Origin of the sequence: Methylophaga sp. UBA1464, assembly GCF_002325665.1 — a bacterium.
GTDB lineage: Bacteria > Pseudomonadota > Gammaproteobacteria > Nitrosococcales > Methylophagaceae > Methylophaga.
Genome location: NZ_DCSO01000116.1, coordinates 1,718 through 28,236, shown reverse-complemented (window position 1 = coordinate 28,236; position 26,519 = coordinate 1,718). Strand labels below are relative to the sequence as shown.

Genomic DNA, 26,519 nt, shown 5'->3' with positions numbered 1-26,519 from the left:
CCAATGTCTATGGTTATGCCGCAACCGCTGCGTTTGGTTTGCAGACAGCCAATGCCGGGAGTGCCATCACCATGAATATGACTAATCCGGTTTTGATTATTATTCTCTCCACGATTCTGGGTGCTGTGTTTGGTTTGTTATCAGCCAAACTTGCTGGAGCAATCGAAAAGAAAGCATAAATTAAGCCGCTAAAGCGGTTTTTTTATTTTACCTACAGGGTCAGCATAATTGATGAATATCTCAATTATTGCTGGCCCTGAACTTTGAGTATTTTTGTTCCCCACATTTATAAATTAAAACCTGGATATTTATGCGCTCGGCTATTTGTCTATTATTAATTTTAACGTCCATCACACTCGCTACTTTTCCTACTTTCTTTACCTGGGCCAATCGAATTGAACCCAGTTTGCTTGGCTTGCCGTTTGCTTTTTTATGGCAAATTGGTCTGGCGTTATTAGGTGCTTTTTTTCTGGCGTGCTGGTATTTGGCTGAGAGTCAGAGCGGTGATTTGGATATTGAGGTTGAAGCGGAGGAATTGAAATGATTCCAATGCTGATGCTGATCAGTTTCTTCGGGCTGATTTTGTGGATAAACCGACGTCAAATGGGCGTGGATACACTGAATGATTATGCGACAGCAAGTCATAGTATTGGTGTATTAGGTATTACCCTGGGTTTCCTTGCTACATGGTATGTCGGTGCCGGTTATACGGTATTTTCCGGCTTTGCAGTGAGCTTTGGCATGATTGGCATGTATGTCATTCCCTATGGCATAGTCACCATGCTGGTAATGTATCTGGTGGCGGAAAAATCCTTTATCTGGGGTAAAAAATATAACATCCGCACCCAGTCTGAATTATTAGGACTGCGCTATCGCAGTGATATGATTCGGGTGTTAACCGGATTTGCCGGTGTGGCGTTATCAGTGCCCTGGTTACTGATGGAGTGGTACACCATTGGCTATGTGTTTAACTATGCCACCGATGGATTTATCAGTCCGTTACTGGGCATGATTATCGGCATATTTGTAGTGGTGTTTTATGTCGCACTCGGCGGCATGCGATCCGTTATCACGGCCAATATTATTCAGGGCCTGTATATGCTTATCGCTGGTTCAGCCATTCTGCTCTGGGTCATCTACACACAACTGGGCGGCATTGAAGGCGCGATGCAGCGTATTCTGGAACAAAGCCCGGAAGCATTAACCTTTCCCGGGCCGGGTTGGGACATGTCACCTAATTATTGGATGGCGATTGTGATTACCAGTGGTCTGGGCGGCTTTATGTGGCCATGGGTCTATAACAAATTATTCGCTGCCGACAGCATTCGAACCATAAAACAATCGGTGTTATTCGCACCGACCCTGGGTATTCTGTCATTTGGTTTACTATTCCTGCTGGCGATGGCTTTACATCCTTTACCCTTTGCCCAGCAAAATCCACAGGAAGCCATGTTCTGGATTCATAGTCAGGCCGGAGCGTGGCCTTTGGGCTTTTTTGCCGTCTTGGTGATGGCAGCGAGTCTGGGGACGGTCAGCAGCATTTTAAATGCCATGTCGACGGCTATTTCAGGTGATCTGGCTCAGGTTATCAATCGCAATATCAGTGAAAAAACAGCCTTGCAAATAGCGCGTTGGTCAGTGGTGTTTATGAGCATTGGCGCCTTGATTGGTGCATATATTCGTGAAGGGCAGTTAGTGTTTCTGGCATTGATGACCTATCAAGGCATGATTGTATTATCACCAGTGGTTTTACTCGGTTTGTATTGGAAACGTGCCAATAAAATTGGTGCGGTCAGCGGCTTTCTGGCGGGCATGGTTGTTTCGTTTGGTTTAACCATAATTGATCCGGCATTTATCCAGACTTATGGTTGGACACCCGGTGTATATGGTTTTTTAACTACACTGAGTATCATGCTGATCGCTGGCTATTGTCGCCCGGTTGAATCACATGTGGAAAAACTTTGGCAGGATATTGCCATGGCAAAATCAACGCCACCGAACCGTAATTTTAACCCCGTCAAATCGACATAATGTTTAAATGGATAATGCAGATCAAATGGTTATTTCGAAAAACGCTGGTGGTGTTATGCCTGATATTCCCCGGCATAATGCCATCCGTTGCTGTTGGTCAGCAAAGCGCCGGTAATGTCGTGTTATTACATGGTCTGGCCCGCACAGCAGGGTCGATGGACTCAATGCAGAAACGGCTCAGCAAAGCGGGCTATAACGTTTGCAATATTGATTATCCATCACGCAAACATCGCATTGAGACGTTGACCCGCGAGTTTGTGATACCGGAAATACAACAATGTTTTGCCAATTCTGAGAAAGCTATTCACTTTGTCACCCATTCATTGGGCGGCATTATTGTCAGACAAATAGCTGCTGAATATGAAAATATTCATATCGGTAGGGTGGTAATGCTGTCCCCCCCTAATCAGGGTAGTGAAGTAGTCGATAAGCTCGGCACCTGGGGGCTGTTTCAATGGATTAACGGGCCTGCCGGAAAACAACTTGGTACCGCAGAGGATTCATTACCTAATCAATTGGGACCTGCGACTTTTGAGTCAGGTGTTATCACTGGAAACCGATCGATCAATCTGATTTTATCGTCACTGATTCCAGGGCCGGATGATGGCAAGGTTTCCATTGAAAATGCCAGGCTGGAAGGTATGCAGGATTTTCTGGTTGTAGAGCAAGCTCACCCGTTCATTATGAGCAATTCCGCAGTTCAATTACAGACTTTATTTTTCCTGCAAAATGGTCAGTTTCAGCATTAACTGACGGTCATCCCTATATCCGGGCAAATATCCCGCTGTTAGCAGTCAAAAAACTGTTTGGCTTGAGACTTGTCACTGTTATGGTGAAAGACACTTTTTTAAGGAGTTATACATGCTGTTTAGGACTCGTTCTATCAAATATTTTCTGATTTTTCTGTTAATGACCAGTACGGCTGTCGTCATGGCTGAGGATCATCAACAACATGATTACAAAACGTTGGTACTGGATATTCTGATTACTGGTGATAGTACCGTCACCGGTGATAAAGCCGAGAATGCAGAAAAGATTGCTAAATTCAGTGAACACCTGCGTACCGAATTACAGGACAAAACACGGTTTACTATTATCAATGATGCTGACTCACTGGAAAAAGTGAAATCCGCTGATGAAAAGCAGGATCTGCATAACTGTAATGGTTGTGAAATTACATTGGCGAAAGAGCTTGGGGCAGAGATGGTTATTGTGCCAAATGTATTCCGGATGAGTCATTTGATTTCAACATTACATGTCGAATTTAAAGATGTTAATACCGGCAAAATGATTAAGCGTAAATCCTATGATTTTCGGGGCAATACGGATCAAGCCTGGGAACGTGCGATTAAGTACGCTATGCGCGATTTAAAAGACTGGGATAGAAATTGATCCGAATAGGCAATTTTACCTTATTTAACTGAACACGTTATTTTCAGTGCTACTAGATAAATAAATCTGATTTGACGCAAATTTACAATTCAACAAATCTGGTTACCGACATAATTCACTGCGTTATTTAAATGCGGAGTGAATTATGTCAAGAATCAACCAGGCAAAAGTTTATCGGCTGTTTCCTGCTTTACCTCAAGGACTTGGTTTAATAGCCGATGCAGTCGATAACATAATCCTGGACAAACGCCTGATCTGCTTGCTGGAAATCCGGGCTTCTCAGATAAATGGGTGTGGCTTTTGTCTGGACATGCATTTCAAACATGCTCGCGATTTGGGTGAAGATCAGCAAAGATTGGATGTCATCGCTGCATGGCGTGAAGTCCCCTGGTTCTCTGAACAGGAAGCAGCAGCACTAAACCTTTGTGAACGGCTTACACAACTACCATCCCATCAGGTATCCGAAGCAGATTATTCCGATTTAAGCCAGCATTTCTCTGAAACCGAACGGATTGCACTCGTGGCGACTATTGTGAAAATTAATAGCTGGAACAGGATAGTGGCGGCTTTCCATTTTATTCCTGAACGCAAAATACCCAATGCATAGGAGAATATGAGCATGTTAAATAAAAACAGTGTCTTTGCTATATTTATGCGGCTTGCCTTGATTATTGTGTTTTTTACGCCAGTCGTTAATGCGACCGAAATTACTGATCTCATGTCACACCACCTTCAGGCTCCATTTAATGAAGAAATTGAGATGATAAAGGTACGGTATGCCCCAGGAGAAAAATCTGAACCCCACAGACATCGCGCTCATACCTTGGTCTATATGCTTGAAGGGACAGTTGAAATGCAGGTTGAAGGTGGTGAGCTTGTCAGATTAGTTGCTGGTGATACATTTTATGAATCGCCTGAAGATATTCATCTGGTTTCTCGTAATGCCAGTGAGGAGAGTGATGCGGCGTTTTTGGTGATTTTTATCAAATCCCAAGGTGCCAAAACAGTAATCCCCTTGAATGAACTGGATGGATAAAATAAAAATACAGGGTGTTCCAGCAGGCTGAAATGGAAATGCAACCTCATGCAAACAGCTAATGACATTCAAGAGCTTGTTTATCTTGGCTATCAACGTGTTTTGCCCAGCGTCAAACTGTCGCCCTGGATCGAATGTTTCTGGTCTGCCAAAACCCAATTGCAACAACGCCACCAGGAAAAGTTATATCCAGATGGCGGCAGCAGTCTGATATTCCACTTTAAAGGTGATGCCGAGGGTAGCTGGTTTAGTGCTTTGCAAAGGTTTCACTCCATCAGTTTTGAATCAGCAGTAGATAGTTTCGGTATTCGTTTTAAACCTGGAGGTGCAAACGCATTACTGGGTTTGCCAATGAACGAAATGGTTATGGATATCTTGCCGGCGAAAGACATTCAGCTTAAAGGGCTAGATCTTTTATTTGAGCAACTGGTTCATGCCGATTTGCAAAGTCGTATCCATCTGACAGAAGCTTGGTTGCTTAAGCAATTTATAAAGCAGCGACCGGTTTCGGGGCCGGTACAACACCTTTGTCACCAATTTGAAGTTGCCGATGCAGATCTTATTTCTACCTTGAACAGAATGGGAATAACCCGTCGGCAAGCAGAGCGCTATTTTTACCATCAGGTGGGTATTGCACCCAATCAGCTCAAAATGCTATTGAGAATTAAGAAAGCTCGACATCTACTCAAACTGAATCCTGAGCAACTACTGGTGGAAACGGCATTAAATTGTGGGTACTTTGATCAGGCGCATTTTACCCATCATTTTAAAAAAATTACCGGTTATGGACCAGGCCAATACAGGCTAAAACAGCAAAACCGAATTTTTAATAAAGAAATGATTATTCAGGTGGTGCATAAATAGTGATAGCTTCGAATGGAATAACCCCAGCCTGAAGCCGGGGTTATTATTAACAGATACATCAGTAAACCCTGCAAAAGCAGGAATCAATGCTATTTGATTTTTTCAAATGCCGCATTTTCATGGCGGATGATGGAGATAATCAAGCCAACAAGAATCGCCGCAGCGCCAAGGGCAAATAACACCAATGCAAATGGATTATCTGCAAAGGTAAAGTAGGCACTGACGTTTTCCCAGGTTGTAATTGAACTTCCCATAATAAAGCTCCTTATGCTTCAGAACTGGCTAATTTATTTGGTACTTCACTGGTAGTCATTGCCGTCATTGCTGGAACGCTACCTTCAGGGTATGGCTTGGCGAGAATTTCCACTTCATCAATACCAATATCTTCACAGGCTTCAGGCACCCGCAGGATATTGGCTTTTTTCAGTAACAGCGATAAACCATACCCTGGAACAAAACCCATCAGCCCCATTACCGCCGCACCGATTAACTGACCGGTAAAGCTGATTGCAGGCAACCCTTCAATGTTGGGTGTTCCACCAGCAAACACGCCAACCATGACTAATGCGGCCAAACCTGTAAATCCATGGACAGTTACGGCGCCGACGGCATCATCAATACCGCGTTTTTCAAGGAATTTAGCAAATTGGATAGCGACAATGCCGGTGCAAACGGCAATGATGAAAGCCAGTGAAGGAGAATAGAGATCCAGACCGGCAGCCACTGAAATAATACCGACCAGACCACCTGACATGGTCCAGAAAGGATCACGTGTTGCGATGTAGCAACCAATGATGCCACCGGCAAATCCCATCAGCGTATTGAAGGCGAATGCTGACAGGTTCGTTGGTGTACCATAAATCGTACACCAACCTGTCTCGCCACCATTGAAGATGATGCAGCCACCAAGGAAACCAAAGAAGCCAAAGATAATCATCATCAGACCAATCAATGTCATTGGCAGACTGTGTGGTGAAATGATTTGTGGTACGCCGTTGATAAATTTGCCTTTACGAGCGCCCAGATTCATTAATACACCTAATGTAAAGAAACCGGCTACAGCATGCACAACGCCCGATGCACCGAGATCGTGGTAACCAAATTTGGTTAATAACCAGCCATCTGGATGCCAGCCCCATGCACCTGCCATAATCCAGACCACACCTCCGAGGAAGATAGTCAGAATCAAAAAGGAACTGACGCGTATCCGTTCAATGACGGCCCCGGAGAGTATTGAGCCCGTGGTCGCACCAAATAAAGCAAACGCAGCCCAGAATATGCCGGTTCCCATATCCTGAACATCCGGTCCCATACTAGCGGACCAGGGCAGTGCTGCTGCAGCTTCAATCGGCACAAAGCCATTTGGAAAAGCGTTATAAATCCACCAGCCGAACAGGTAAAAAGCCGGAATAATCACTGCAATAGCAAGAATATTCTTGATACCGGCGGCTAACGCATTTTTACTTCGTGAAGCACCCATTTCATAAGCCAGAAAGCCAGCATGAATCATTAACATGATGGCAGTACACCACCAGTAAAAAACTTCTATATTCATGGCCTGATGCATTTCAAACACAGCTTGCTGGGCATCCAAAGCTGCCTGCAAGGATTCTAGTGTTGGCGAGTTTTCCATCTTACTATCCTCTTTTTAGTTAAAGTCATTTCCCATTCACCCCTTTTTGTTCAACGTTGTTGTCCAGCAAAAAGCTGGTTTGAACGGCGCTGCTATCAATGATCTTCTCAGTTGAACGATCCTTGATAGCAACCCCAGAACACTGGAGTCTGCGAGCTTCGCTTAGCAGATAGAGACATTTATGTGCAGCCGCAGCATAAGAAAGGCCTGCCAGCCGTACATTGGAAATGCAGTTACGCTTGTCATCGGTCAGGCCTCTTTTGGGCGACCAGGTCAGATATAAGCCAAGGCTGTCAGGTGAACTGAGACCGGGACGTTCACCAATAAGAATCAACACCGCCCGGGCATTCAACGCTTCACCGATATCATCACCAATGGCCACTCGGCCTTGATTGACCAGGCTGATTGGCGCCAGGGAAAAGTCTGGAATTTCTTTCAGCAGTAACGGCAATAAACTGGCAATAAACTTCACCGCATTTTGGTGAATGGCCTTTGCAGATAATCCATCGGCAATCACTAAAGCCAGGTCGTAAGGAGTGTTGGTGTAATGCGGTTTCAAACTGGCAAAACCCGCTTCATCTAGCTGACGGCCATAGTCCGGACGTTGCAAATAAGTCACGCGATCAATGGCTTTGCTGTGTAATACCAGTGATTGTTGTGAATTGATTTGTGGAAATTCTTGCTGCAGTTGTTTTAGCTGTTGTTGTAGGGTTTCGATATCCAGTTCGGTATGCACGGCATCACGCGCCTGAGCATGAGCTAATTGAAATTCGAGGGTTTCACGAGTTGGGGTGCTGACACCGGCTCTGCCAATACCAATTCGAGCAGCCGTAAATTGTCTGAGTTGACGCCATGGGTTATGAGTGATCAGGCTATCGGCTGCCTGTTCGTCATCAACAATCAACATGTTGGTAACTTCAACCATGATAATGTTTCACGGCGGAATGACTCAGTGTGCCAGCAAAGGCGGGGGGGAAATGATTGCTCAAGCAGGCCATCCCGGCATTGCTCATGATCTGCATCTTTTCCAGCCACGCTTCGAATTCCGGCGCAGCACCCAAACCCAAAACACGGCGGGCATACAAAGCATCATGAAAAGATGTTGTCTGATAATTGAGCATGATGTCGTCTGAGCCGGGAATGCCCATCACAAACGAACATCCAGCCGTACCGAGTAAGGTCAGCAGATTATCCATATCATTCTGATCGGCTTCGGCATGATTGGTGTAGCAGACATCGCAGCCCATTGGTAGCCCCAGTAACTTGCCACAGAAATGATCTTCCAGACCCGCACGAATAATCTCCTTTCCATCAAACAAATATTCAGGACCAATAAAGCCGACGACAGTATTGACCAGTAATGGCTTGAATTTACGAGCCACGGCGTAGGCGCGAGCTTCGCAGGTTTGTTGATCCAGACCATGATGGGCATTGGCTGACAGCGAACTGCCTTGTCCGGTTTCGAAATACATGACGTTCTGTCCGACCGTGCCACGATTAAGTGACAAAGCGGCTTGCTGAGCTTCAGCTAATATCGCCAGATTAAAGCCAAAGCTGCTATTGGTTTTTTCGGTACCGCCGATCGATTGAAATACCAGATCCACCGGCGCACCGTTTTCGATGCATTCCAGGGTGTTAGTGACGTGGGTCAAAACGCAGGATTGAGTCGGGATCTCATATAAGGAAATCACTTCATCCATCAAACACATCAAACGAGTGGCCTGAGTCACATTATCAGTTGCCGGATTAATGCCAATAACCGCATCACCAGAACCGTAAAGCAGACCATCCAGCATGCTGGCGGCGATGCCATTGACATCATCCGTCGGATGATTGGGTTGCAGACGGGTAGATAAACGTTTTGGCAGACCAATGGTGTTGCGAAAAGAAGTAACCACCTGACATTTCTGAGCCACCAGAATCAGATCCTGATTACGCATGATTTTGCTGACTGCAGCCGCCATTTCCGGGGTCACACCGGGACTGACCTGATTTAGTTTTTCGGTATCAGTTGCATCGGTCAGTAGCCAGTTACGAAAATCGCCGACAGTCAGATGTGAAATAGTCGAAAACGCCTGGACATCATGTTCATCGATAATTAATCGGGTGATTTCATCCTCTTCATAAGGCACTAAAGTTTCATTCAGAAAGGTTTTCAATGGCACTTCAGCCAACAGTAACTGGGCAACTGCACGTTGCTCTGCTGTTTCCGCAATAACACCCGCCAACCGGTCTCCAGATCGAGCAGGGGATGCCTTAGCCATCAGATCTGCCAGGTTGGCAAATTGATAGGTTTTGCTGCCCAATTGGTAACGATAGCTCTGGCCCATAAATTTCTTTAAATCCAAGTGGATGGAATAAAAATTGCCTGTGAATAAACAAAGTTTACAAATGATTAATGCGATATCTGTACCCAGCGAATATCGAAAATCGGCAAAAAAATATTAGGTTTATATTCAGTTACTTACTTAGCTGCGGGCGGCTTTATTACTAAAACAGGTAAAGCAAATGACAGACGAACTGGCAAAATTTGCACCTAAACAAAGCGGGGTTGTATCGAAATGGTGCGTTCTGGAGGCAACGGATGCGGATGAGCAGGCGCATAATCTGAAAGACTGGCAACAGCAATATGACCAGATGAGTCATGGGCGTTTTTACGGCAGAATTGAAGAAGTACGCTTTGAATCAATACATGCATTTCGTGAGCACACCAGTCAAACGGTGAGGCAACAATGCAATGTCTGGCCAAATGCAATCTGGTTGGGACTGTCAGCAGATGAAAAGTCTTGTCGCATTAACGGTCATCATATTAGTCGGGATCATGTGATGATTCGGCCAGGCAATACGCAGTTTGAACTGGTCACCCCAGAGCAATTTAATATTTTTGGCATTGTAGTCAATCAGGACAACTTGAACGAAGTCGCCTGTGAGAACGGAATAAAACTGGATAACAGCCTGTTTCATTCACCATTAAGGGTATGGCACTCAGCCAAACTTAATTCTCTGCGATATTTGCTTAATGAGGTATTGAAACCTCAGCAGGACAGGCTGAGCAGACATCATCAGGAAGAGATATTAATGATGGCTGTGCTGGAAATTTTGCAACAAAACGAACAGAAGATTCCCCAAAAGCCAAGCTTTGCCAAACGTCGTGCAGTTGTGCAAAAAGTGACGACTTATCTGGAAGAACATCATGACAAACCCATAACGATTACGGATATGTGTCACCTGGCACATGTCAGTCGACGTACTTTGCAATACTGTTTTGAAGATGTAATGGGAATCAGTCCGTTGAAGTGTGTACCAATTTCGCGGCTTAATGCGGTAAGACGAGTTTTGCTGGAGGGGTTACAGAAAGACGAAACCATTTCGATGATCGCGCAGCAACACGGTTTTTTTCATGCTGGTCAGTTTACGCAAGACTACACCAATCTGTTTGGAGAGAATCCATCCGTCACGGCAATGCGTCATCAGCAATTACCGCACATCAAGCTGGTTATTCACGACTAACAAAACCCTGGATTACAGAGTGTTTGGCATAGCTTTCGCTATGCATATCAACCGCCTCAACCGTTAATGTTATTGCCGACAATTTGATATTTTCCAGAGCTTGCAGGATCCCCGCTGTTAGCCGTTGCTTCTGTAGCACTGTACGGCCACTATGCAGCCTGATGGTTACATGAATAAAGTCATGATACTCAACAGCCAGTTGAAAATAATCGTATGCCAGGGCACGCGTTTTGATGTGTGATGTATCAAATAATCCCGAATCCAGCGTAGCCTGATGCACAACATCAACCAGAAGGGACGGCGACAGGGCCGATTCCAAACTGCTGGAATATTCGATGATGCAATGTGGCAACGCTAATTCCTTACCTGAGCAGTAGATAGAGACAAATCAAAATAGCTACTGTCGATAGCCCAAACGATATAAACAGCAGAGTACGATAAGTTGCAACCTGCTTTTTGGCCTGTTCAGCAGCGGTTTCAAATCCGCTAATCGCTTGCTGCATGTTCTCGGCAAGGACATGAATGGATTGGGCATTCTGCGTCGCCGCCTCCTGTAATTCTTCGATCTGCTTTACCAGAACCGGATCAGCCTTAACGGTTTCAGGTTTAGCGGTAAAGGCAGGAATGGCATAGGCCGCAACCTGGGCGACATACGGTGCGACTGCTTTGATAATGGGTAAAAATTGAATGGCCATAAAGCAACCCGTGATTAAGTAAGCGAAACGTGGTTTTTTAATAAGCCGGCAGAAAAATTAACGTTATTCTGATAAATGCCGACATTGTGATTGATCTGTTTATGGAAACTCTATCATGAGTATAGGGATTACTGTCGACATGCGTTCTCTCTCTGCTTCCGGTCAATCGGTTGTGAGTGATAATAAATCAGCTGGCCGTTCGCTAGAGTCCAGAATAGCGGCATTAAAACAAAAACTCGTCGATCTGTTTGAAGAGCTGAAACAGGCGAGTCAGGAAAGAACGCCCAAGACAGTCGATAAGATCAAAATGATTCAAATGCAAATCCAGGTCACCCAGGCCCAGATAATGCAGCTAGAAGCGATGCAGCAGCAAAAATTGCAAAATGAGCAGCGTGCCAAACGTGAAGATAATGCAATCAATCATAAAGTTGCGATTGATAAAGAGCCGACATTCAGTAGAAAATTAGATACCTATATCTAATCACAGCTCATTAAGTGAAAACCGTCATTGAATTACGCTGTTTTGCCCTCATTTGTTAAGCTATCCGACTTAATCATTATCTGCATACCGTATTCCCCTAATGAAAAACGGCATTATAAATTCGATGCACATTGCGATATTGTCGCAAAGCCGTTGTCTATTTAGCTTCCGGTAGCCATCGTTGATAACTGGCATTGCCCATTTTAGATTTTCATCCATCGATCTCATACAAGGAGACATCGTGAATAAGGCACTTATTTCGGTTCTTGGCACTGACCAACCCGGCATTATGGCGGCGGTCGCCACTGTCATCACTGAACATGGCGGTAATATAGAAAACCTCAGTCAAACGTTGCTTCAATCAGTATTCGGCGCGTTATTAATGGTGTCGATGCCCGAAGAAAAACAGTGCGAAGAGCTTCATCAGGCGCTTCAGCAAGTTGGTCAGAAGATGCGACTGTCGATCCATGTCGATCCCTGGGATGAGCAATTAACCCCCTGGCAGGAAAATACACCTGAAGTTCAGCCCTACATCCTGACCGTCATCGGGCCTGATCGTCGTGGACTGGTGGCAGAAGTGTCTACCCATCTGGCGCAACATGGCGTTAATATCACGAATATTCAGGCAATATTTAAGGGCGGCAAAAACCCGATGGATAATCTGATGGTGTTTGAAGTTGATGTACCGCGTTCAACCGTTATGCAGGATCTGCGTGACGCGTTAGAGGAAGTCGGTCAAAGACTGGATATCGAAATCGATACACAGCATCGCAAGATTTTCGAATCCGTGAGCAACATCAGCAATTAAGGAAACCCTCATGCTCAACGAAAAAGATATTATTTCAACCCTGATGATGGTGCGGGAACAAAACCTGGATCTTCGCACCGTGACTGTTGGCATCAACCTGACGGATTGTGTCAGTCATGATCTGGAAACGTTCAAACGTAAAATTTACGACAAAATCACTCGTTACGCTGGCCAATTGGTCGCTTCCTGTAACCGTATCGAAAGACGCTATGGCATTGAAGTTGCCAACAAACGTATTTCCATTAGTCCAATCGGTGTGGTGGGTGCGCCTTTCAGTTCAAAGCAATTAGTGGAGGTGGCCGTTACGCTTGATAAGGCAGCACATGAACTGGGTGTGGATTTTATCGGTGGATTTACTGCGCTGGTAGAGAAGGGCATGAGTAAAGGTGATCAGGCTTTGATCGAAGCGATTCCCCAGGCGCTGACTGAAACGCAACGCATCTGCTCATCAGTCAATGTTGCCAGTACCCGTGCCGGTATCAATATGGATGCCATTCTCAAGATGGGACAAATCATTAAACAGGCTGCAGAACTCACCGCTGATGATGATGGCCTGGCCGCTGCTAAATTAGTGGTGTTTGCCAATATTCCGCAGGATGTACCGTTTATGGCGGGTGCTTATCTAGGTATCGGTGAGGCAGATGCCGTTGTCAGTGTAGGGGTGAGTGGACCGGGCGTAGTGAAAGCCGCTTTGGAAAAAGCCCTGGCTGAAGATGACAATATGGATCTGAGCCGTGCGGCGGACGTGATTAAACAAACGGCTGCCAGATTAACTCGTGCCGGTGAGCTGGTTGGCCGCGAAGTGGCACAATTACTTAATCTGCCATTTGGTATTGTCGACTTGTCTCTGGCACCTACACCGAATCGTAATGACAGTGTTGGCGAAATCTTTGAAGCGATTGGCATACCGGCATTTGGTGCGCCAGGCAGTACCGCGTTTTTATCCATGTTGAATGATGCCGTTAAAAAAGGTGGCGCCTTTGCCAGTTCACATGTGGGCGGATTGAGTGGTGCGTTTATTCCGGTTTGTGAAGATCTGACCATTGCTGAGTCAGCAGCCAATGGCACCTTGAGTCTGGAAAAACTTGAAGCCATGACCGCTGTCTGTTCTGTCGGTCTGGATATGGTGGCAATCCCGGGTGATACCTCAGCTGAAATGATTTCAGCAATCATTGCGGATGAAATGGCCATCGGTGTTATCAATAAGAAAACGACAGCCGCAAGGTTGATTCCTGCGCCTGGCAAAAAAGCTGGTGATATTGTGCGTTTCGGTGGTTTATTGGGTGAAGGCCCGGTGATGGCCGTCAATATGGGCAGTCATGAAAATCGCTTTGTACGATTGGGTGGACGAATTCCTGCGCCGATTCAAAGTCTGGTCAACTAGCGAATGACCCCATACCAGTCAGTCAGCTGGTGTGGGGGATCAACACCCGAATATTCATCATGAAAAAACTGGTTCTGCAAATCATCATTCGGCAGTGGGATAAATCTCAGCTTTCAGAACAACATATTGAACAACGGCAAGCCTTACCCGGGCGATATCCCATTAGTTCTTCGGCACAAATGCTCTTTGATGGGCGGGTGTTGCTGGATCAGCAGGGTGACGATGTGATGGGCAATCGTATTCGTTGTCAGTTGGTGGAAAATGCTGTGTTGATTGACCGTTTCAGGTTTGATCTGGATGTCCAGACAGTCGAGTTTAAAGCCCGACTGCAGGTCGATGAACAGCCCAAATTACTCGCCACACTAAATAACGGATGGATGCAGTTTCAGTACCAATGGCGCTACCGGGTTGAGCAAGGCGGTTTTATTTACTGGCTTTATGAAAACCTGATCATCAATGCCTGTTTTGTTGAAAAAAACGAGGTAACTATTTTTATGAACTCGACACCGAATCAACGGTTTTTTCACCTCTTACCAAACTAGCCTTTAACCTATACTCCCTGAGCAAGGCATAAATATATCGTTGCTAACATGAACATGTTCAGTTGAATACGCTATGCTTAATTTTGCGATGGAGTGCATAGGTTTTTTTGATTAACAGGCTTACAATGCCATTCCATATCTACAGCCCGAAATATTTTTATTTCTTAAGGGGCAGTCTCTATAGTCAGAGAAAACATCCTTTTTTGGGGCAGGAATACCCCTTGTAATAATAGGGGAATATGCCTAATATTTCTTTAAATTTAGGTGTGTGCAGGATGCCTCAACTATTCATTCGATTGCTTTTTAACGGTCTGACCGGATCCAAAAATCTGTATACAAAACCCTTAAATCAATAGTTAAGTTTTAATCAAAGACAAGGTGTTAACCGTATTTTTAATGAATTCCACAGCCAAAATATTTCCAGAAAGATATCTGTGAATAATCGTTTAGCAGATACGTTGCCGGTTGCCATTGTGAAGTTTTGCCTGCAGGCCAGAAATCGGATAGCCATACTCGACAGTACAGCCGGCCTAATTGATATTTTCGGTATTACCCATACCGAGATCATCAAAGATTCCTCTCTGGCCTGGGAGTACGTTCATCCTGATGATCAGGCCAATATACTGCAGGAATTGCATGCCTCGGCACTGACGATGCAACCCGTTAACATACGGTGGCGGGTATTAAATCCTGTAAAAGGCGAGATTCTGGTGGACTGCAAGGCCTTGCCTGAAGCAGATGAAGATACCGAAACGGGTATTGTCTGGCATGGGTATTTTCAGGACATCACCGAGGCTGGACGCAATGAACAGGAACATCAGGCGCATCTGCATTTTCTGGAATCTCTGGATCAAGTCAATCGAGCCATTCAGGGCACCAATAATCTTGAAAAGATGATGAGTGATGTTCTTGAAGCGATTCTCAACTGTTTTGGTTGTGATCGCGCATGGCTCATTTATCCCTGTGATCCGGAGAGTGCTTCGTGGAGTGTGCCCATGGAACAGACTCATCCTGATTACCCTGGCGGTTTTGCGGCAGGGATTGACTACCCCATGACAACGGAATCTGCCGCGGCAATAAATGCGTATCTGAGCTCAAGTGAGCCAGTTACGTTGATTACGGATATCGAAAGTCCTGACTCGCCCGACTTTCTGAGGGATTATCAGGTGCGGTCATTAATTGGCACGGCAATCTATCCCAAAATAGGTAAACCATGGGTGTTTGGCTTACACCAATGTTCGTATCAACGTGTCTGGACCAGTGAAGAAAAACGTTTATTCAGTGAAATCGGTCATCGTTTATCGGATGGGTTGACCAGTTTGCTGATATATCGTGAGCAACGTGAAAGTGATGAGCGTTTTCGCCAGGCGTTTGAATTTGCAGCCATCGGCATGGGAATATTATCGTTAAACGGACAATGGTTGCGTGCCAACCAATCTATCTATGAAATGTTTGGTTATTCTGAAGAAGAATTGCGACAGATGACCTATCAGGAAATGACGCATCCTGACGATTTGCTAAGAGGGAAAGAGGATGTCACCAGACTGATAGCTGGCGAACTTTCCTTTATTCAGCTTGAAAAACGCTATCGACATCAGAACGGTCAGTATTTTTGGGCGAGGCTGACGACCAGTATTGTTCGGGACAGGAATAACCAGCCACTCTATTTTGTATCGCAGATAGAAAATATTGATCAGCATAAAAAGGCCGATCAAAGTATTGCCTTGCTGAACTTTGCCATTAACCAGGTAAAGGAATGTATTTATCTGTTAGACAAGAACGCACGCATTCGTTATGTAAATGATGAGACTTGTCATGCGATGGGTTACAGCCGTGAAGAACTCTTGCAAATGACGGTGCACGATGTTGATCCAGAAACGCCTGAAGATCGCTGGGGCGAGCATTGGGAAGAGCTCAAACAGGAACATTCAATCCGTTTAGAAACAAAACACCGGACAAAGTCAGGCAAAATTATTCCAATCGAAGTAAATGCTAATTATTTTGAATATAACGGCATCGGCTACAATCTTGCGCTGACACATGACATCACGGAAAGAAAGGCCGTTGAAAACGCATTACAGGAACAGGAGGAACGTTTTCGTCAGCTTGCCGAGAATATTGAAGAGGTCGTGTGGCTGTCCGATCTGGCGATGGGTCAAATTCTTTACATTAGCCCGGCTTATGAAGCAATCTGGGGCAGAAGTTGCGAAAGCCTCTACGAAAACCCCGCATCCTGGCTGGAAACCATCCATCCTGAAGATATCGATTATGTCAGACAAGCACTGACTGAAGGCAGAGTCAGTGGGGAATACGATATAGAATTTCGGATTATTCGTCCGGATCATGCCATCAAACATATTCACCAACGGGCCTTTGCGATTGAAAATGAAGCGGGTGAAATTTACCGGGTTGCGGGTACTGCTCAGGACATTACTGAACGTAAGGAACAGGAAGCCCATATAGAATATCTTGCCTATCATGACTCATTGACGGCTTTGCCCAACCGGTTACTGACCATGAATCGTCTTGAGCATGCGATTACCCACACCATCCGTCATTCAAAAACATTAGCCGTTCTGTTTCTGGATTTGGATCGTTTCAAAAACATTAATGACTCTCTGGGTCATCAAACCGGTGATTTATTATTGCAACAGGTCGGTGCCCGTCTGTCTCAGATATTAAGGGAAGAAGATACCATCGGCCGTGTCGGTGGTGATGAGTTCCTGATTCTGCTGCCCAGCCTTGTCGGCCCGGATGATGCGGCACATGTTGCCAGCAAACTGATAAATATACTGTCGCTACCGTTCAGTGTGTTGGGCCGTCAGCTGCATATCAATGCCAGTATTGGTATCAGTCTGTGTCCACGGGATGCCAATAATGCTGACTTATTAGTCAAATATGCAGATACCTCCCTGTATCTGGCCAAAGAGCATGGAAGAGGGATTTTCCGTTTCTTCAGTCCGGAATTGGATCAAAAGGTTCATGCGCGGCTGCAACTGGAAAACGATCTTCGTTTTGCATTAGAGCGAAACCAGCTTTATCTGCATTATCAACCGTTGATGGATCTGGACACGGGGGAATGTATTGGTACAGAAGCGTTATTGAGATGGTCACATCCTGAAATCGGCATCATTTCACCCGCAGACTTTATTCCCGTTGCAGAAGAAACCGGGCTGATCTTACCCATCGGAGATTGGGTTTTACGCACAGCCTGCGCTCAGGCAAAAGCGTGGTTTGATGCCGGAAAAACAAATTTCAGAATGGCGGTCAACCTGTCACGCCGACAACTTGATTCTGTTGGTTTAGCGATTGATGTCAGACAAATCCTCAACGAAACCGGATGCCCGGCCCATTTGCTGGAACTGGAAGTCACTGAATCAAGTGCCATGCAAAACCCGGAACAGGCAATTGTCATATTAAACTCATTACATGAAATGGGAATTTGTCTGGCATTGGATGATTATGGCACCGGTTATTCAAGTCTCGCTTACTTAAAACGCTTTCCGTTTGACCGGCTTAAAATTGATCGCTCATTTATTGATGGTATTCCTGATGATGCGGATGATATGAGTATCGTGCAGACAACAATTGTTCTGGCACGGCAGTTACGCCTTCATGTCATCGCTGAAGGGGTGGAAACGCAGGCTCAATGTGACTTTCTTAAGCAAAATGGATGTGATGAAATTCAGGGATACCTGTATGCCAGACCCATGTCGAGTGAAGATGTGGAAAAGCGTTTTGGGCTGTATAAAACATAGAAAAGAACCGGCGGGCCGAAGCCCGCCCTACACAATTAACGTTCTTTAATTTCACTCACATCCCCAACAGGAATCTGGTTCTCGCGACCATCTTCGTCTTCATATTCAATCATGCCGGTTTCATCATTGACTTCTGGTTTGGTTGCACTATCAATCATGCGGCCATCATTGGTCGCAATAATGTGATCTTTGGCGCAACCTGCCAGGCCGATAAATAAAGTGGCAAATATTACAGTTAAAAAAGACTGCTTCATGGGTACCTCCCGAGTTAGAAAAACAGAAACTGCTTTTGTATGACGACCTCATGGATTTATGGTTGCGAGAGGTTTTTCCTGACTTTCAGGTGAATATTGGACCCTGGATATGGATTTATTCCCAGACTGCGAAATAGAACAATAAGAGAGCTTAACCATGAATATAAGGCGGTTTCGCTTGTCAGATGCCTGTCAACACGTAAGAATATGTCATGGATAAACCTTTTCTTGACTCATTTAGCGAATACGTAGATTTACTGCTCGACGCAATTTGTGCGGTGGATGAAGAAAGTCGCATCATCTATATCAGTAACGGAGCACAGCGTGTCTTTGGTTATCCTCCGGAAGATATGATTGGCAAGCGAATGCTGGATCTGTTGCATCCCGAAGATCACGACAAAACTCAGCAAAGCATCACGACGGTTATGCAGGATAAGCAAGTGCTTGATTTTGAAAACCGTTACATTCGTAATGACGGTCAAGTTGTGCATCTGCTCTGGTCAACCAGCTGGTCAGAAAAACATAAAATGCGTCTGGGTGTGGCCCGTGACATTACCCGCATTAAAGCGGCTGAAGCGATGCAACAATCGCTGATTTCTATCTCGGATACTGCTCACAGAACCAATAACATCAAGCCACTTTGTCAGCAGGTTTTATATCACCTTAATACGCATTTACCGGTGGCGACTTTTGGTATTGCGTTAAAAATGCCGGGGAATGAAACCTGGAAGATGCTGTTTGAAAGCGTAAGGGACTGTTTAAGCCCGCTTAAAGATGAGGTGATGTTCAGAATCGCCAGTCACAGTGATATGGCGCTTGAAACAATTGATGGCAAATTAATGCTGCTGGTCCCATTGCAATTAAATGAGGCAGGTTTTGGCCTCATGGCATTGGCATTAACCGAGCCGGATTTTTCACTGAACGAAAATGACCAGGCTTTGCTGACCTTTACCGCTTCTCAAATTGGTACAGCTGTAGAGCGTCACCAAATGCTTGACCGACTGCAATATCTCGCTTTGTACGATGCTTTGACTGGCTTGCCAAATCGTGAATTGTTTCAGGATCGTATACAACGATCCTTGTTGCGGGCCAAACGCGAACAAACGCATTTTGCCCTGATGTATATGGATCTGGATAAATTCAAAGAGGCCAACGATACCTTTGGCCATGCAGCAGGAGATTGTCTATTAAAGGAAGCCGCGCTCCGCATCACGCAATGTGTTCGTGAAACGGATACAGTAGTGAGGTTTGGCGGCGATGAATTCGTTGTTTTGCTTGATGCCGTTGAAAATCGAAATGGCGCTTTTGGCGTCGCCGAAAAAATTCGGGTGGAACTCGCAAAACCTTATGAATGGCAAGGAAACGAAATAGAACTATCAGTCAGTATCGGCATTTCTGTTTTCCCTCAACAGGGTGAACAAATCACTCAGCTCATTGCAGCTGCCGACGAAGCTATGTACAAAGCCAAAAAGCGCGGTAAAAACTGTATTTGTTGAGTTGAATTAGCCTCGTTATATGGAGTCTGAATGCAGTGATCTGGTTCGAAAATTCCAGCCTTGTATCAAAGTTGTTGAGCTTCATATATCAGCGTCAACCTACTATTGTGACAACATTATTTTGTTGCAAGCCATTGAGAAAAAGACTATTTTCATCTCAACGACTTGGAAGCAATGTGTTTTTTTACCAGAGGTAGGGAGAATGTCATGGCAGCAAAGTTCGAAATCTATGAAGACAAAGCAGGGGAGCATCGTTTCCGGCTCAAAGCCGGTAATGGTGAAATTATTTTGGGCAGTGAAGGTTACTCTTCAAAATCAGCCTGTAATAACGGCATCGAATCAGTCAGAACAAATGCACCGGATGACAGCCGTTATGAAAAGAAAGAATCAGCAGGCGGCAAGTTTTCCTTCACTTTGAAAGCTGCCAATCATCAGGTTATCGGCACCAGTCAAAGTTATAAAACTGCCTCTGGTCGTGATAATGGTATTGAGTCAGTCAAAAAAAATGCGCCTGATGCCAAAATAGATGACCAAACTCAGTAAGAAATATATGGGCCTTCGGGCCCATTTTTTTATATTCCACTCGTTCAAATAAAAGCGAAGTGCTCCTTTCGCTCCAGACTCAGTTCAGAGTGACAAATCATGCTGTAATTTCTATTTGATTGAATACTGTAAATTTCAGCTGACTCGGGTGTTGTTGTTTACAAAAGAAAGGTGTTCAAAGCGCAACCCTTTTGCCGATATTACCGGGAAAGAGCAGTGCACAGCCGCTTTTGATTTAGTCGATTCGACAGACCTGATAACTGATTACAGAGCGATCAAGGCGGTAATTCAGTTAAAAAGGTGTTTATTCTTCTCTGCTGCGCTTTAAGGGCCGTCGCCAATTCAACATCGCGCTGATACACATCCGGCCTGAATTCCACCCGGCCATCTTCATCTGCTGCTGCAGTCCAGTAGTCCATTAATATTGGTACTCTGGCAGGCAAGGGAATATTGCGAGTCTGTCTCCGTTCAATAGCGTCGATTATCGCGTTATGGGTTTGCTGACTTGCGCCAGCGAACAGCTCGTCAGCCAGGTTTCTGGCCCCTTCTACACGTACACAGCCGGAGCTGTAAGTACGTCTGTGACTGGCAAACAGACTCTGACTGGGAGTGTCGTGCAGGTATACAAAAAAGGGATTGGGAAAACGGATCACCACCAAGCCCAGGGCGTTGTTCGGTCCCGGATCCTGGCGTAGCTTAATTGACCCCGGATTTTGCCAGTCAATCGTGGCAGGGTTCAGCTCGCGTCCATCCTGATCCAGCACTCTGAGCCGGTTGGCAGCAAGATACGCTATATTCTTACGGATTTCCGGTAGCTTGTCCTGGCGATAGATGGTGGGTGGCACGGTCCAGTTAGGACTAAAAGTGAGATAGCTTACTGAGGATCTGAGGGCAGGGGTCTGGCGGCGGGCAGTTCCCACCTGCACTTTTCCTTGCCAGATGATCTGACCATCACGAGTATAGGTAACCTGGGCACCGGCGATGTCAACCAGCAACAGTGTGGGCGATATTTCCCGCTCCAGCCAGCGCATACGTTCCAAGTTGATCTTAAACTGCTCCTCGCGAAAATTGCGTGACAGATTGAGCGCATCCAATGTTTCAGGACCCACAATACCATCTACCTTCAGGCGATGCTGGGCCTGAAAATCCTTTACTTTTTCCACTAACGCTGCATCGTAGTGATCATCAGGGTGAGAAGGGCGATTGTCTGGCGCAATGTCGGTGTTGGGGATTTGTATCAATCGTTGGTGCAGAACCGATACCCTGTCATCTTTCATGCCGGGCCTCAACAGCGGGCCATGGGGCACATAAGGCCAGTTTACGTCACGATGTTGTTGATGCCAGATCTTATATGCTGAGCGTAATTGCCGGTAAGCAGAAGATTCTGGCCGGGCATGATCAATCGCGGTAGCGATATTCTGCAGACCTTGGCGAGCCACGATACCAAGGTTTTCAAGCGACACTGCATCGATCCCGTTGTCTTCCTCCTCAACGAGGCGCCAGATGGGAGCGATAACAGAACGATCGAGAAAACCATACTGCAAGTGGTAGAGCGCTGCCAGGTAGGCCGTGGAAGCCAATAAGTCACGACAGGCTAGCGTTTTACCATCAGTGTTCCCAATTATGCGCCATTGTTCCAACTGCAGGATGGCGTACATTTCAGGATCCAGGCCATCCCATTTCAGATCCGTCAGGGCAGCCAGCAGGGCATCATAACGCTTTTGATCGGTCCATAATGGAGCGGAGAAATGGTTACCGTAAAGGCTCTGTAGCCAGTCCGTCTGCGACTTTGATCTGCTGGTATCCGGAACGCGACAACGTTTGTCGTCTGACAGAATCGGAGCAAGATCGCTGGCGAACTGTGTTTGCAAATTGCTCACGGCCAGCACGTGACTGGGTAATACCGAGATGACCAAAAAGCATGCCGTCAAAGCGCACCACTTTTGTAACAAAATGTACAACCTTCTTGCTCCTTTCTTCAAGCCTGCTAGAATCCACCATTGGACTTGCTTAGCTTTCATCTCCGCCGCTGTTGTGAGCTAAACAAGCCCTAACCATAACATTGTTGATTGGCATGCGGATGAATTGTGCAGTCGCACCATTATTCCGGTTCTGGCATATTGACTCGTCCCTGAAAAGGGCACCAGAGCATTACGAGGGGAAAAAACGATGCACCAGTTCACATCCCGGCGCCTGACGGCAGCCTTTGTCTTAAGTTTTCTGCTTGTTCTTTCCATTCCCTCCCATTCCAACGATAACGCCATTAATGCAATAGGTTTCAAGTCAGTACAGCCCTCCCTCAATGAAGACCTGGTTAGGCAGGCCCCAAACCTGAATCGGGCCGTGCTGGACAAGGCCATCGCCGCCATGACGTGTGCCGTCAATCACGGTATTGATCAGGCTTCAAGACTGGCGATTATCGACTTTTCTCTACCATCCTCTGAACCACGCCTGTGGATCTTCGATCTGGACAGTCGGTCACTGATACTTGAAGAGCTGGTAGCCCATGGCCGCAATTCAGGTGACAACGTGGCCAGCAAATTTTCCAATGTAGAGGGTAGTCACAAGTCAAGCATCGGTCTTTTCCGGGCTTCTGAAAGTTATATTGGCCGGCACGGTTATTCCTTGCGGATGGATGGTCTGGAACCCGGCATCAATGATCGCGCCCGGGAACGTGCAATCGTTATCCATGGCGCCGACTATGTGAACAACCAATGGATTAAACAACATGGCCGCATTGGCCGCAGCCATGGATGCCCGGCGGTGAGCCGGGATGTTGCCGATCAGGTGGTAGATATCCTCAAGGATGGTCAATTTGTCTTTTCTTATTATCCAGATGATAAGTGGCTCGCTTCATCCCCCTATCTCAACTGCCAGCCTGAGCGGGTGGCAACTATTGTTGCGCCACTGAAAAATTCGGGTAGTTGATGCACAAGCGTTGCCTTCCCAAAGCAGCCTGTTTGAGCTGTTGATATCAAACAGTCTTGATACCGTACCAACCGCTAATCATAAACGCCTGAAAAAAGCGAATCGGCACGTCAATCCCGGCTTGTTTTAGCAGGTGTGCAGTTTCTGCTGGTGAGATGACGGAAAGCATTTCGCGTAGTTGCATTGGCAGATTCGCCAGTGATTCCGGAGTGGCTCCCATCATCGATTGCACTGCTTCCCAGTTTTTTAACATGAATGGAAATTCGGCTGAGTCCAAATCAAAGCTGATTTCAGTACTAATCAACATGCCATTAGTGCGTAAGCGGCTATACATTGCCTGATAAAAATTCAATCGGTCTTCATGCTTCACGAAGTGAGCAACCAGAATACTTAACACCGCATCAAAGCTGTCACCTTCAGGCACATCGTCAACATATCCATGAATCAGCTCACAACGATCCCGCACGCCAGCTTCGATAAGCCTTTCACGGCAGACATCCAGCATCCCAATAGATGGATCGACGCCAACAAAGGTCCAGTGAGGAAATGATTTGGAAAGGGAAATTATCTCGGCACCAGTACCAACACCCACACTCAGAATACGCGCCTGCTCTGGAGCATTTTTTAAAATAAGCCGAATCAGAAAATGCATATTATCGGCAATAGGAGCCAACTGCCGGTTTCGTTCATCATAAACCATTGCACCATTTGTAAAATGGTCGATCACAGGGGAGTTGGTGTTCATTCTGAAAAGCTCCAGCTAAGTTTTGCCGAGAGATTTGTTTTGATCAGGTTTAAACGTATGCAGAGTAAATAGGGTATAGGATAAGAGTTTTCATTGGTGCATGACAGCTTTGATTCAGATTATGAGAAATCAAGTAATCGTCGAATTTCAACCGACTCTGACCCCATTGATTGGGTTAGGTTGGGTAGAGCTTGCGAAACCCAACAATTAGATAACGTTGCGTCATTTATGAAGTGTTGGGTTTCATTCTTCAACCCAACCTACGGAATCTGTCACTTTTTATTGTTGATCGTTTGATCTATCTGTCAATTTACGTTCAATACCATGTAACTAATAGCAACATACCGCAGAAATTTACCCGCAGTCACCAATATCAGAAACCACATTAAACGAACCCGCAAAACACCCGCCATAACCGTTAAGGGATCACCGATTATTGGAACCCAGACAAAACACAACGCAAACATGCCGTATTTTACAAATTTCTGTTCTGCCCGCACAAAATCAGCTTCCGACATCCTTAACCACTTTTTTACCACAACCAGACTAGCCCAGTAACCTAGCGCATAGTTGGTGAGTGAACCCAAAACATTACCTGTGGTTGCAGTAATGACTAGCGTAGTGGGGGATAAACCATTCAGCAATAAAGCACTTAAAACAATTTCGGAGCTTAAAGGCAAAATCGTCGCAGCTAAAAATGCAGCGATAAAAAGGCCAATATGGCCCAGCTCTAGAAAATATTCCATTGATGGTTACTGTTTTATTGCAAGGGCAAAGGTTAATGAATGAGGAATTATGTCATTGATTGTGGTGAAGTGAATTTCAATTGATTCTGACACTATTGATTTAATTAATATCATGATCCGATCTGATTGGTGAAATCGGGTAGGTTGGGTTGAGTTTACGAAACCCAACAATCTCCTTTTGCACAAACTGGCTGACCCCTTGATGTTTTGTGTTCACTAGAAATGAGGCTGAGTGTTGCGTAATGCGACAAATTGTCGCATACTTTTAATCAACATTTATTCATCGTATTGATGAAACTAAAACATAGAGATGAAAGGTATTAAATATGGCTACTAGCGTAAGACTGGATGATGAGTTTGTCACGATTGCCAGAGTTCATGCAGAAGCAGAAAGCCGCTCCCTACCTAAGCAAATAGAGTATTGGGCAAAAATTGGCCAAATCATGATCGACAACTCGGACTTGTCGTATGAATTTGTGCGTGAATCTTTACTGGCGACCGAAGAAGTCAAACATGGATTAGTTAAACCTTATGTCAGAAGAACAAAACGAAATTGATGTTTATGAATCGCGACGATTTGAGAAAGCCATTAAAAAGCTGACAAAAGCGCAACTCAAAGTGGTTGAAGATGAGATAGAAAAAATCATTGAAGACCCTGAGATAGGGGAGCAGAAGAAAGGCGATTTAGCTTTTTTGAGAGTGCACAAATTTCAACTTGATAAACAACTGGCACTTTTAGGATACTCTTGGTTGGAAGACAGGCTTGAGATGTATCTGCTACAACTGGGGTCTCACGAAAACTTTTATAAAAAGATGAAAGGGCAACGTAAAGTTGATCAGAAACTGATTAAACCTAAGTAAATAATGTACAGTCAAAAAGGGTAGCGTCCCCTTTAATTCGATTCTCCACCCCTTGATTCCATTTGTGTGTAACGACTTGTTACATGCACTTTATAACAGGTCTCCAAATCTTTTATTCCATTTACGTTCAAGGGGTTTAATGCGCGGTATTAATTTTTCACAAAACGCTTTTAGGCTATCGGCTATTTTAGAATCCGGTTTGGTTGAGGTTTTTAAAACAATGCTTAGAGACAAACCATATATAGCTTTTGCGTTATTGAACCTAAAAGTAGCATACCTCCAGTCAGTAACTTTATTCAATTCAACATGCAATAGAGGCGCAGCAGTTCCGGGACTTGGGTGAACAGCTTTATCCCTAAATCTAAAGTTTTGTTTTAATATCTCTCTCAGGCTTTTACTGCTTGGGGGTTTTAAACGAAATCCCATTCGAAAAACTTCAGATATTTGTTTATATCGCGCGGTACCATTTTCGCGCCATATATTAATAGTTTCCTGTGGAATATCTACATGCTGTTTGATACTTGAATAATAAGCATCCAACGCAATACTAGCAGCCATTATAGATTGCATTCCAGCAATGGATTCTTTCTTAAGGTAACGAGCTATTTTTTCGTTATCTTTTTCTTCCTTTGCAACCATTAACTTTTTATGAGCGGACTCAGTCGCTAGCAAATGTTTATAAGCTATGTCTAACCAATAAGCTGTCATGTCTATTCCAACATTAAGATAAATTGGACTAGCTTCGACTTCACCTTGCTCGTTAACCGACAATGTCAATGATGGAACACTAACAGTGTCTCCTTTAACTAGAA

At 45.2% G+C, this 26,519-nt stretch carries 30 protein-coding genes; 19 read left to right on the top strand and 11 right to left on the bottom strand.

Going from position 1 to position 26,519, the window contains the following annotated elements:
- From B3O33_RS15840 to B3O33_RS15805, 8 genes are all read left to right on the top strand, one after another.
- Positions 1–179 (top strand): DUF1097 family protein (locus tag B3O33_RS15840; RefSeq protein WP_292363946.1); only part of this gene is annotated, 179 nt, incomplete at its 5' end.
- Between the two features lie 131 nt (positions 180–310).
- Entirely contained in the window at positions 311–544 is a 234-nt protein-coding gene (locus B3O33_RS15835) for a hypothetical protein (RefSeq protein WP_292363945.1), read from the top strand.
- Positions 541–2,031 carry a sodium:solute symporter family protein gene (locus B3O33_RS15830; protein ID WP_292359186.1) on the top strand — a complete coding sequence of 497 codons (1,491 nt, stop codon included), beginning with the start codon at positions 541–543 and terminating at the stop codon, positions 2,029–2,031. Before B3O33_RS15835 ends, B3O33_RS15830 begins: the two co-directional genes overlap by 4 nt.
- Entirely contained in the window at positions 2,031–2,780 is a 750-nt protein-coding gene (locus B3O33_RS15825; protein WP_292363944.1) for an esterase/lipase family protein, read from the top strand. The genes B3O33_RS15830 and B3O33_RS15825 overlap by 1 nt, the downstream gene beginning before the upstream one ends.
- 112 nt (positions 2,781–2,892) lie before the next feature.
- Entirely contained in the window at positions 2,893–3,423 is a 531-nt protein-coding gene (locus B3O33_RS15820) for a DUF3280 domain-containing protein (protein WP_292363943.1), read from the top strand.
- Between the two features lie 145 nt (positions 3,424–3,568).
- Complete coding sequence (locus tag B3O33_RS15815; RefSeq protein WP_292359192.1) at positions 3,569–4,030, top strand: carboxymuconolactone decarboxylase family protein; 462 nt, start codon at positions 3,569–3,571, stop codon at positions 4,028–4,030.
- 12 nt (positions 4,031–4,042) lie between these two features.
- Positions 4,043–4,459 carry a cupin domain-containing protein gene (locus B3O33_RS15810; RefSeq protein ID WP_292359194.1) on the top strand — a complete coding sequence of 139 codons (417 nt, stop codon included), beginning with the start codon at positions 4,043–4,045 and terminating at the stop codon, positions 4,457–4,459.
- Positions 4,460–4,507: 48 nt separating this feature from the next.
- Positions 4,508–5,323, top strand: a complete 816-nt coding sequence (locus B3O33_RS15805; protein ID WP_292359196.1) for an AraC family transcriptional regulator — start codon at positions 4,508–4,510, stop codon at positions 5,321–5,323.
- A gap of 89 nt (positions 5,324–5,412) precedes the next feature.
- On the opposite strand, the gene B3O33_RS15800 is transcribed toward B3O33_RS15805, so the two are convergent.
- From B3O33_RS15800 to B3O33_RS15785, 4 genes are read right to left on the bottom strand one after another with little or no spacing between them, the layout of a single operon-like run.
- Positions 5,413–5,577 carry a hypothetical protein gene (locus B3O33_RS15800; protein ID WP_292359198.1) on the bottom strand — a complete coding sequence of 55 codons (165 nt, stop codon included), beginning with the start codon at positions 5,575–5,577 and terminating at the stop codon, positions 5,413–5,415.
- 11 nt (positions 5,578–5,588) lie between these two features.
- Positions 5,589–6,956 carry an ammonium transporter gene (locus tag B3O33_RS15795; RefSeq protein ID WP_292363942.1) on the bottom strand — a complete coding sequence of 456 codons (1,368 nt, stop codon included), beginning with the start codon at positions 6,954–6,956 and terminating at the stop codon, positions 5,589–5,591.
- A gap of 25 nt (positions 6,957–6,981) precedes the next feature.
- Positions 6,982–7,881, bottom strand: a complete 900-nt coding sequence (gene eutC, locus B3O33_RS15790) for an ethanolamine ammonia-lyase subunit EutC (protein ID WP_292363941.1) — start codon at positions 7,879–7,881, stop codon at positions 6,982–6,984.
- Positions 7,874–9,286: an ethanolamine ammonia-lyase subunit EutB gene (locus B3O33_RS15785; protein ID WP_292359204.1), complete on the bottom strand. Its 1,413-nt coding sequence runs from the start codon at positions 9,284–9,286 to the stop codon at positions 7,874–7,876. The genes eutC and B3O33_RS15785 overlap by 8 nt, the downstream gene beginning before the upstream one ends.
- 178 nt (positions 9,287–9,464) lie before the next feature.
- On the opposite strand from B3O33_RS15785, the gene B3O33_RS15780 reads away from it, so the two are divergent.
- Positions 9,465–10,466 carry a helix-turn-helix domain-containing protein gene (locus tag B3O33_RS15780; protein WP_292363940.1) on the top strand — a complete coding sequence of 334 codons (1,002 nt, stop codon included), beginning with the start codon at positions 9,465–9,467 and terminating at the stop codon, positions 10,464–10,466.
- On the opposite strand, the gene B3O33_RS15775 is transcribed toward B3O33_RS15780, so the two are convergent.
- Together B3O33_RS15775 and B3O33_RS15770 are read right to left on the bottom strand one after the other, a co-directional pair.
- Positions 10,453–10,818: a 5-carboxymethyl-2-hydroxymuconate Delta-isomerase gene (locus B3O33_RS15775; protein ID WP_292359207.1), complete on the bottom strand. Its 366-nt coding sequence runs from the start codon at positions 10,816–10,818 to the stop codon at positions 10,453–10,455. The two genes, B3O33_RS15780 and B3O33_RS15775, sit on opposite strands and share 14 nt — an antisense overlap.
- A 10-nt stretch (positions 10,819–10,828) precedes the next feature.
- Positions 10,829–11,161 carry a hypothetical protein gene (locus tag B3O33_RS15770; RefSeq protein WP_292359209.1) on the bottom strand — a complete coding sequence of 111 codons (333 nt, stop codon included), beginning with the start codon at positions 11,159–11,161 and terminating at the stop codon, positions 10,829–10,831.
- Positions 11,162–11,276: 115 nt separating this feature from the next.
- Here B3O33_RS15770 and B3O33_RS15765 point away from each other — a divergent pair, with 115 nt between their 5' ends.
- From B3O33_RS15765 to B3O33_RS15745, 5 genes are all read left to right on the top strand, one after another.
- Entirely contained in the window at positions 11,277–11,642 is a 366-nt protein-coding gene (locus B3O33_RS15765; RefSeq protein ID WP_292359211.1) for a FlxA-like family protein, read from the top strand.
- 241 nt (positions 11,643–11,883) lie between these two features.
- Positions 11,884–12,450: a glycine cleavage system protein R gene (locus tag B3O33_RS15760; RefSeq protein ID WP_292359212.1), complete on the top strand. Its 567-nt coding sequence runs from the start codon at positions 11,884–11,886 to the stop codon at positions 12,448–12,450.
- A 10-nt stretch (positions 12,451–12,460) separates the two neighbouring features.
- On the top strand, positions 12,461–13,834 hold the full coding sequence (locus B3O33_RS15755) for a PFL family protein (RefSeq protein ID WP_292359214.1): 1,374 nt from the start codon (positions 12,461–12,463) through the stop codon (positions 13,832–13,834).
- A gap of 59 nt (positions 13,835–13,893) precedes the next feature.
- Complete coding sequence (locus tag B3O33_RS15750; protein WP_292359217.1) at positions 13,894–14,376, top strand: hypothetical protein; 483 nt, start codon at positions 13,894–13,896, stop codon at positions 14,374–14,376.
- A 434-nt stretch (positions 14,377–14,810) separates the two neighbouring features.
- On the top strand, positions 14,811–18,134 hold the full coding sequence (locus B3O33_RS15745; RefSeq protein WP_292359219.1) for an EAL domain-containing protein: 3,324 nt from the start codon (positions 14,811–14,813) through the stop codon (positions 18,132–18,134).
- Between the two features lie 35 nt (positions 18,135–18,169).
- Here the strand turns inward: B3O33_RS15745 and B3O33_RS15740 are convergent, their stop codons facing one another.
- Positions 18,170–18,388, bottom strand: coding sequence for a YgdI/YgdR family lipoprotein (locus B3O33_RS15740; RefSeq protein WP_292359221.1), 219 nt, complete (start codon positions 18,386–18,388; stop codon positions 18,170–18,172).
- Between the two features lie 212 nt (positions 18,389–18,600).
- Between B3O33_RS15740 and B3O33_RS15735 the strand changes: the two genes are divergently transcribed.
- Positions 18,601–19,884 (top strand): GGDEF domain-containing protein, encoded by a 1,284-nt coding sequence (locus B3O33_RS15735; protein WP_292359223.1) that lies wholly within the window; start codon positions 18,601–18,603, stop codon positions 19,882–19,884.
- A 207-nt stretch (positions 19,885–20,091) separates the two neighbouring features.
- A complete protein-coding gene (locus B3O33_RS15730) occupies positions 20,092–20,427 on the top strand; it encodes a YegP family protein (RefSeq protein ID WP_292359225.1) in 336 nt (111 codons plus the stop codon).
- Between the two features lie 275 nt (positions 20,428–20,702).
- Here the strand turns inward: B3O33_RS15730 and B3O33_RS15725 are convergent, their stop codons facing one another.
- Positions 20,703–22,307, bottom strand: coding sequence for a L,D-transpeptidase family protein (locus tag B3O33_RS15725; RefSeq protein WP_292363939.1), 1,605 nt, complete (start codon positions 22,305–22,307; stop codon positions 20,703–20,705).
- A 289-nt stretch (positions 22,308–22,596) separates the two neighbouring features.
- On the opposite strand from B3O33_RS15725, the gene B3O33_RS15720 reads away from it, so the two are divergent.
- On the top strand, positions 22,597–23,355 hold the full coding sequence (locus B3O33_RS15720) for a murein L,D-transpeptidase catalytic domain family protein (protein WP_292359228.1): 759 nt from the start codon (positions 22,597–22,599) through the stop codon (positions 23,353–23,355).
- Positions 23,356–23,401: 46 nt separating this feature from the next.
- On the opposite strand, the gene B3O33_RS15715 is transcribed toward B3O33_RS15720, so the two are convergent.
- Both B3O33_RS15715 and B3O33_RS15710 read right to left on the bottom strand, forming a co-directional pair.
- Positions 23,402–24,100 carry a class I SAM-dependent methyltransferase gene (locus B3O33_RS15715; protein ID WP_292359230.1) on the bottom strand — a complete coding sequence of 233 codons (699 nt, stop codon included), beginning with the start codon at positions 24,098–24,100 and terminating at the stop codon, positions 23,402–23,404.
- Positions 24,101–24,405: 305 nt separating this feature from the next.
- Positions 24,406–24,846, bottom strand: a complete 441-nt coding sequence (locus B3O33_RS15710; protein ID WP_292359231.1) for a YqaA family protein — start codon at positions 24,844–24,846, stop codon at positions 24,406–24,408.
- Between the two features lie 326 nt (positions 24,847–25,172).
- Between B3O33_RS15710 and B3O33_RS15705 the strand changes: the two genes are divergently transcribed.
- Entirely contained in the window at positions 25,173–25,403 is a 231-nt protein-coding gene (locus tag B3O33_RS15705; protein ID WP_292359233.1) for a TA system antitoxin ParD family protein, read from the top strand.
- On the top strand, positions 25,378–25,707 hold the full coding sequence (locus B3O33_RS15700) for a type II toxin-antitoxin system RelE/ParE family toxin (protein ID WP_292359235.1): 330 nt from the start codon (positions 25,378–25,380) through the stop codon (positions 25,705–25,707). Before B3O33_RS15705 ends, B3O33_RS15700 begins: the two co-directional genes overlap by 26 nt.
- A gap of 90 nt (positions 25,708–25,797) precedes the next feature.
- Here B3O33_RS15700 and B3O33_RS15695 read toward each other — a convergent pair.
- A partial coding sequence (locus B3O33_RS15695) for a hypothetical protein (protein WP_292363938.1) occupies positions 25,798–26,519 on the bottom strand: 722 nt, incomplete at its 5' end.

Excerpts from the sequence above, each read along its gene's own strand:
- B3O33_RS15735 (WP_292359223.1), top strand. The coding sequence starts at position 18,601 with ATGGATAAACCTTTTCTTGACTCATTTAGCGAATACGTAGATTTACTG.
- B3O33_RS15795 (WP_292363942.1), bottom strand. The coding sequence starts at position 6,956 with ATGGAAAACTCGCCAACACTAGAATCCTTGCAGGCAGCTTTGGATGCC.
- B3O33_RS15715 (WP_292359230.1), bottom strand. The coding sequence starts at position 24,100 with ATGAACACCAACTCCCCTGTGATCGACCATTTTACAAATGGTGCAATG.
- B3O33_RS15755 (WP_292359214.1), top strand. The coding sequence starts at position 12,461 with ATGCTCAACGAAAAAGATATTATTTCAACCCTGATGATGGTGCGGGAA.
- B3O33_RS15705 (WP_292359233.1), top strand. The coding sequence starts at position 25,173 with ATGGCTACTAGCGTAAGACTGGATGATGAGTTTGTCACGATTGCCAGA.
- B3O33_RS15730 (WP_292359225.1), top strand. The coding sequence starts at position 20,092 with ATGGCAGCAAAGTTCGAAATCTATGAAGACAAAGCAGGGGAGCATCGT.
- B3O33_RS15835 (WP_292363945.1), top strand. The coding sequence starts at position 311 with ATGCGCTCGGCTATTTGTCTATTATTAATTTTAACGTCCATCACACTC.
- B3O33_RS15765 (WP_292359211.1), top strand. The coding sequence starts at position 11,277 with ATGAGTATAGGGATTACTGTCGACATGCGTTCTCTCTCTGCTTCCGGT.
- B3O33_RS15785 (WP_292359204.1), bottom strand. The coding sequence starts at position 9,286 with ATGGGCCAGAGCTATCGTTACCAATTGGGCAGCAAAACCTATCAATTT.
- B3O33_RS15830 (WP_292359186.1), top strand. The coding sequence starts at position 541 with ATGATTCCAATGCTGATGCTGATCAGTTTCTTCGGGCTGATTTTGTGG.
- B3O33_RS15820 (WP_292363943.1), top strand. The coding sequence starts at position 2,893 with ATGCTGTTTAGGACTCGTTCTATCAAATATTTTCTGATTTTTCTGTTA.
- B3O33_RS15810 (WP_292359194.1), top strand. The coding sequence starts at position 4,043 with ATGTTAAATAAAAACAGTGTCTTTGCTATATTTATGCGGCTTGCCTTG.
- B3O33_RS15770 (WP_292359209.1), bottom strand. The coding sequence starts at position 11,161 with ATGGCCATTCAATTTTTACCCATTATCAAAGCAGTCGCACCGTATGTC.
- B3O33_RS15805 (WP_292359196.1), top strand. The coding sequence starts at position 4,508 with ATGCAAACAGCTAATGACATTCAAGAGCTTGTTTATCTTGGCTATCAA.
- B3O33_RS15710 (WP_292359231.1), bottom strand. The coding sequence starts at position 24,846 with ATGGAATATTTTCTAGAGCTGGGCCATATTGGCCTTTTTATCGCTGCA.
- B3O33_RS15700 (WP_292359235.1), top strand. The coding sequence starts at position 25,378 with ATGTCAGAAGAACAAAACGAAATTGATGTTTATGAATCGCGACGATTT.
- B3O33_RS15780 (WP_292363940.1), top strand. The coding sequence starts at position 9,465 with ATGACAGACGAACTGGCAAAATTTGCACCTAAACAAAGCGGGGTTGTA.
- B3O33_RS15740 (WP_292359221.1), bottom strand. The coding sequence starts at position 18,388 with ATGAAGCAGTCTTTTTTAACTGTAATATTTGCCACTTTATTTATCGGC.
- B3O33_RS15815 (WP_292359192.1), top strand. The coding sequence starts at position 3,569 with ATGTCAAGAATCAACCAGGCAAAAGTTTATCGGCTGTTTCCTGCTTTA.
- B3O33_RS15800 (WP_292359198.1), bottom strand. The coding sequence starts at position 5,577 with ATGGGAAGTTCAATTACAACCTGGGAAAACGTCAGTGCCTACTTTACC.
- eutC (WP_292363941.1), bottom strand. The coding sequence starts at position 7,881 with ATGGTTGAAGTTACCAACATGTTGATTGTTGATGACGAACAGGCAGCC.
- B3O33_RS15825 (WP_292363944.1), top strand. The coding sequence starts at position 2,031 with ATGTTTAAATGGATAATGCAGATCAAATGGTTATTTCGAAAAACGCTG.
- B3O33_RS15720 (WP_292359228.1), top strand. The coding sequence starts at position 22,597 with ATGCACCAGTTCACATCCCGGCGCCTGACGGCAGCCTTTGTCTTAAGT.
- B3O33_RS15750 (WP_292359217.1), top strand. The coding sequence starts at position 13,894 with ATGAAAAAACTGGTTCTGCAAATCATCATTCGGCAGTGGGATAAATCT.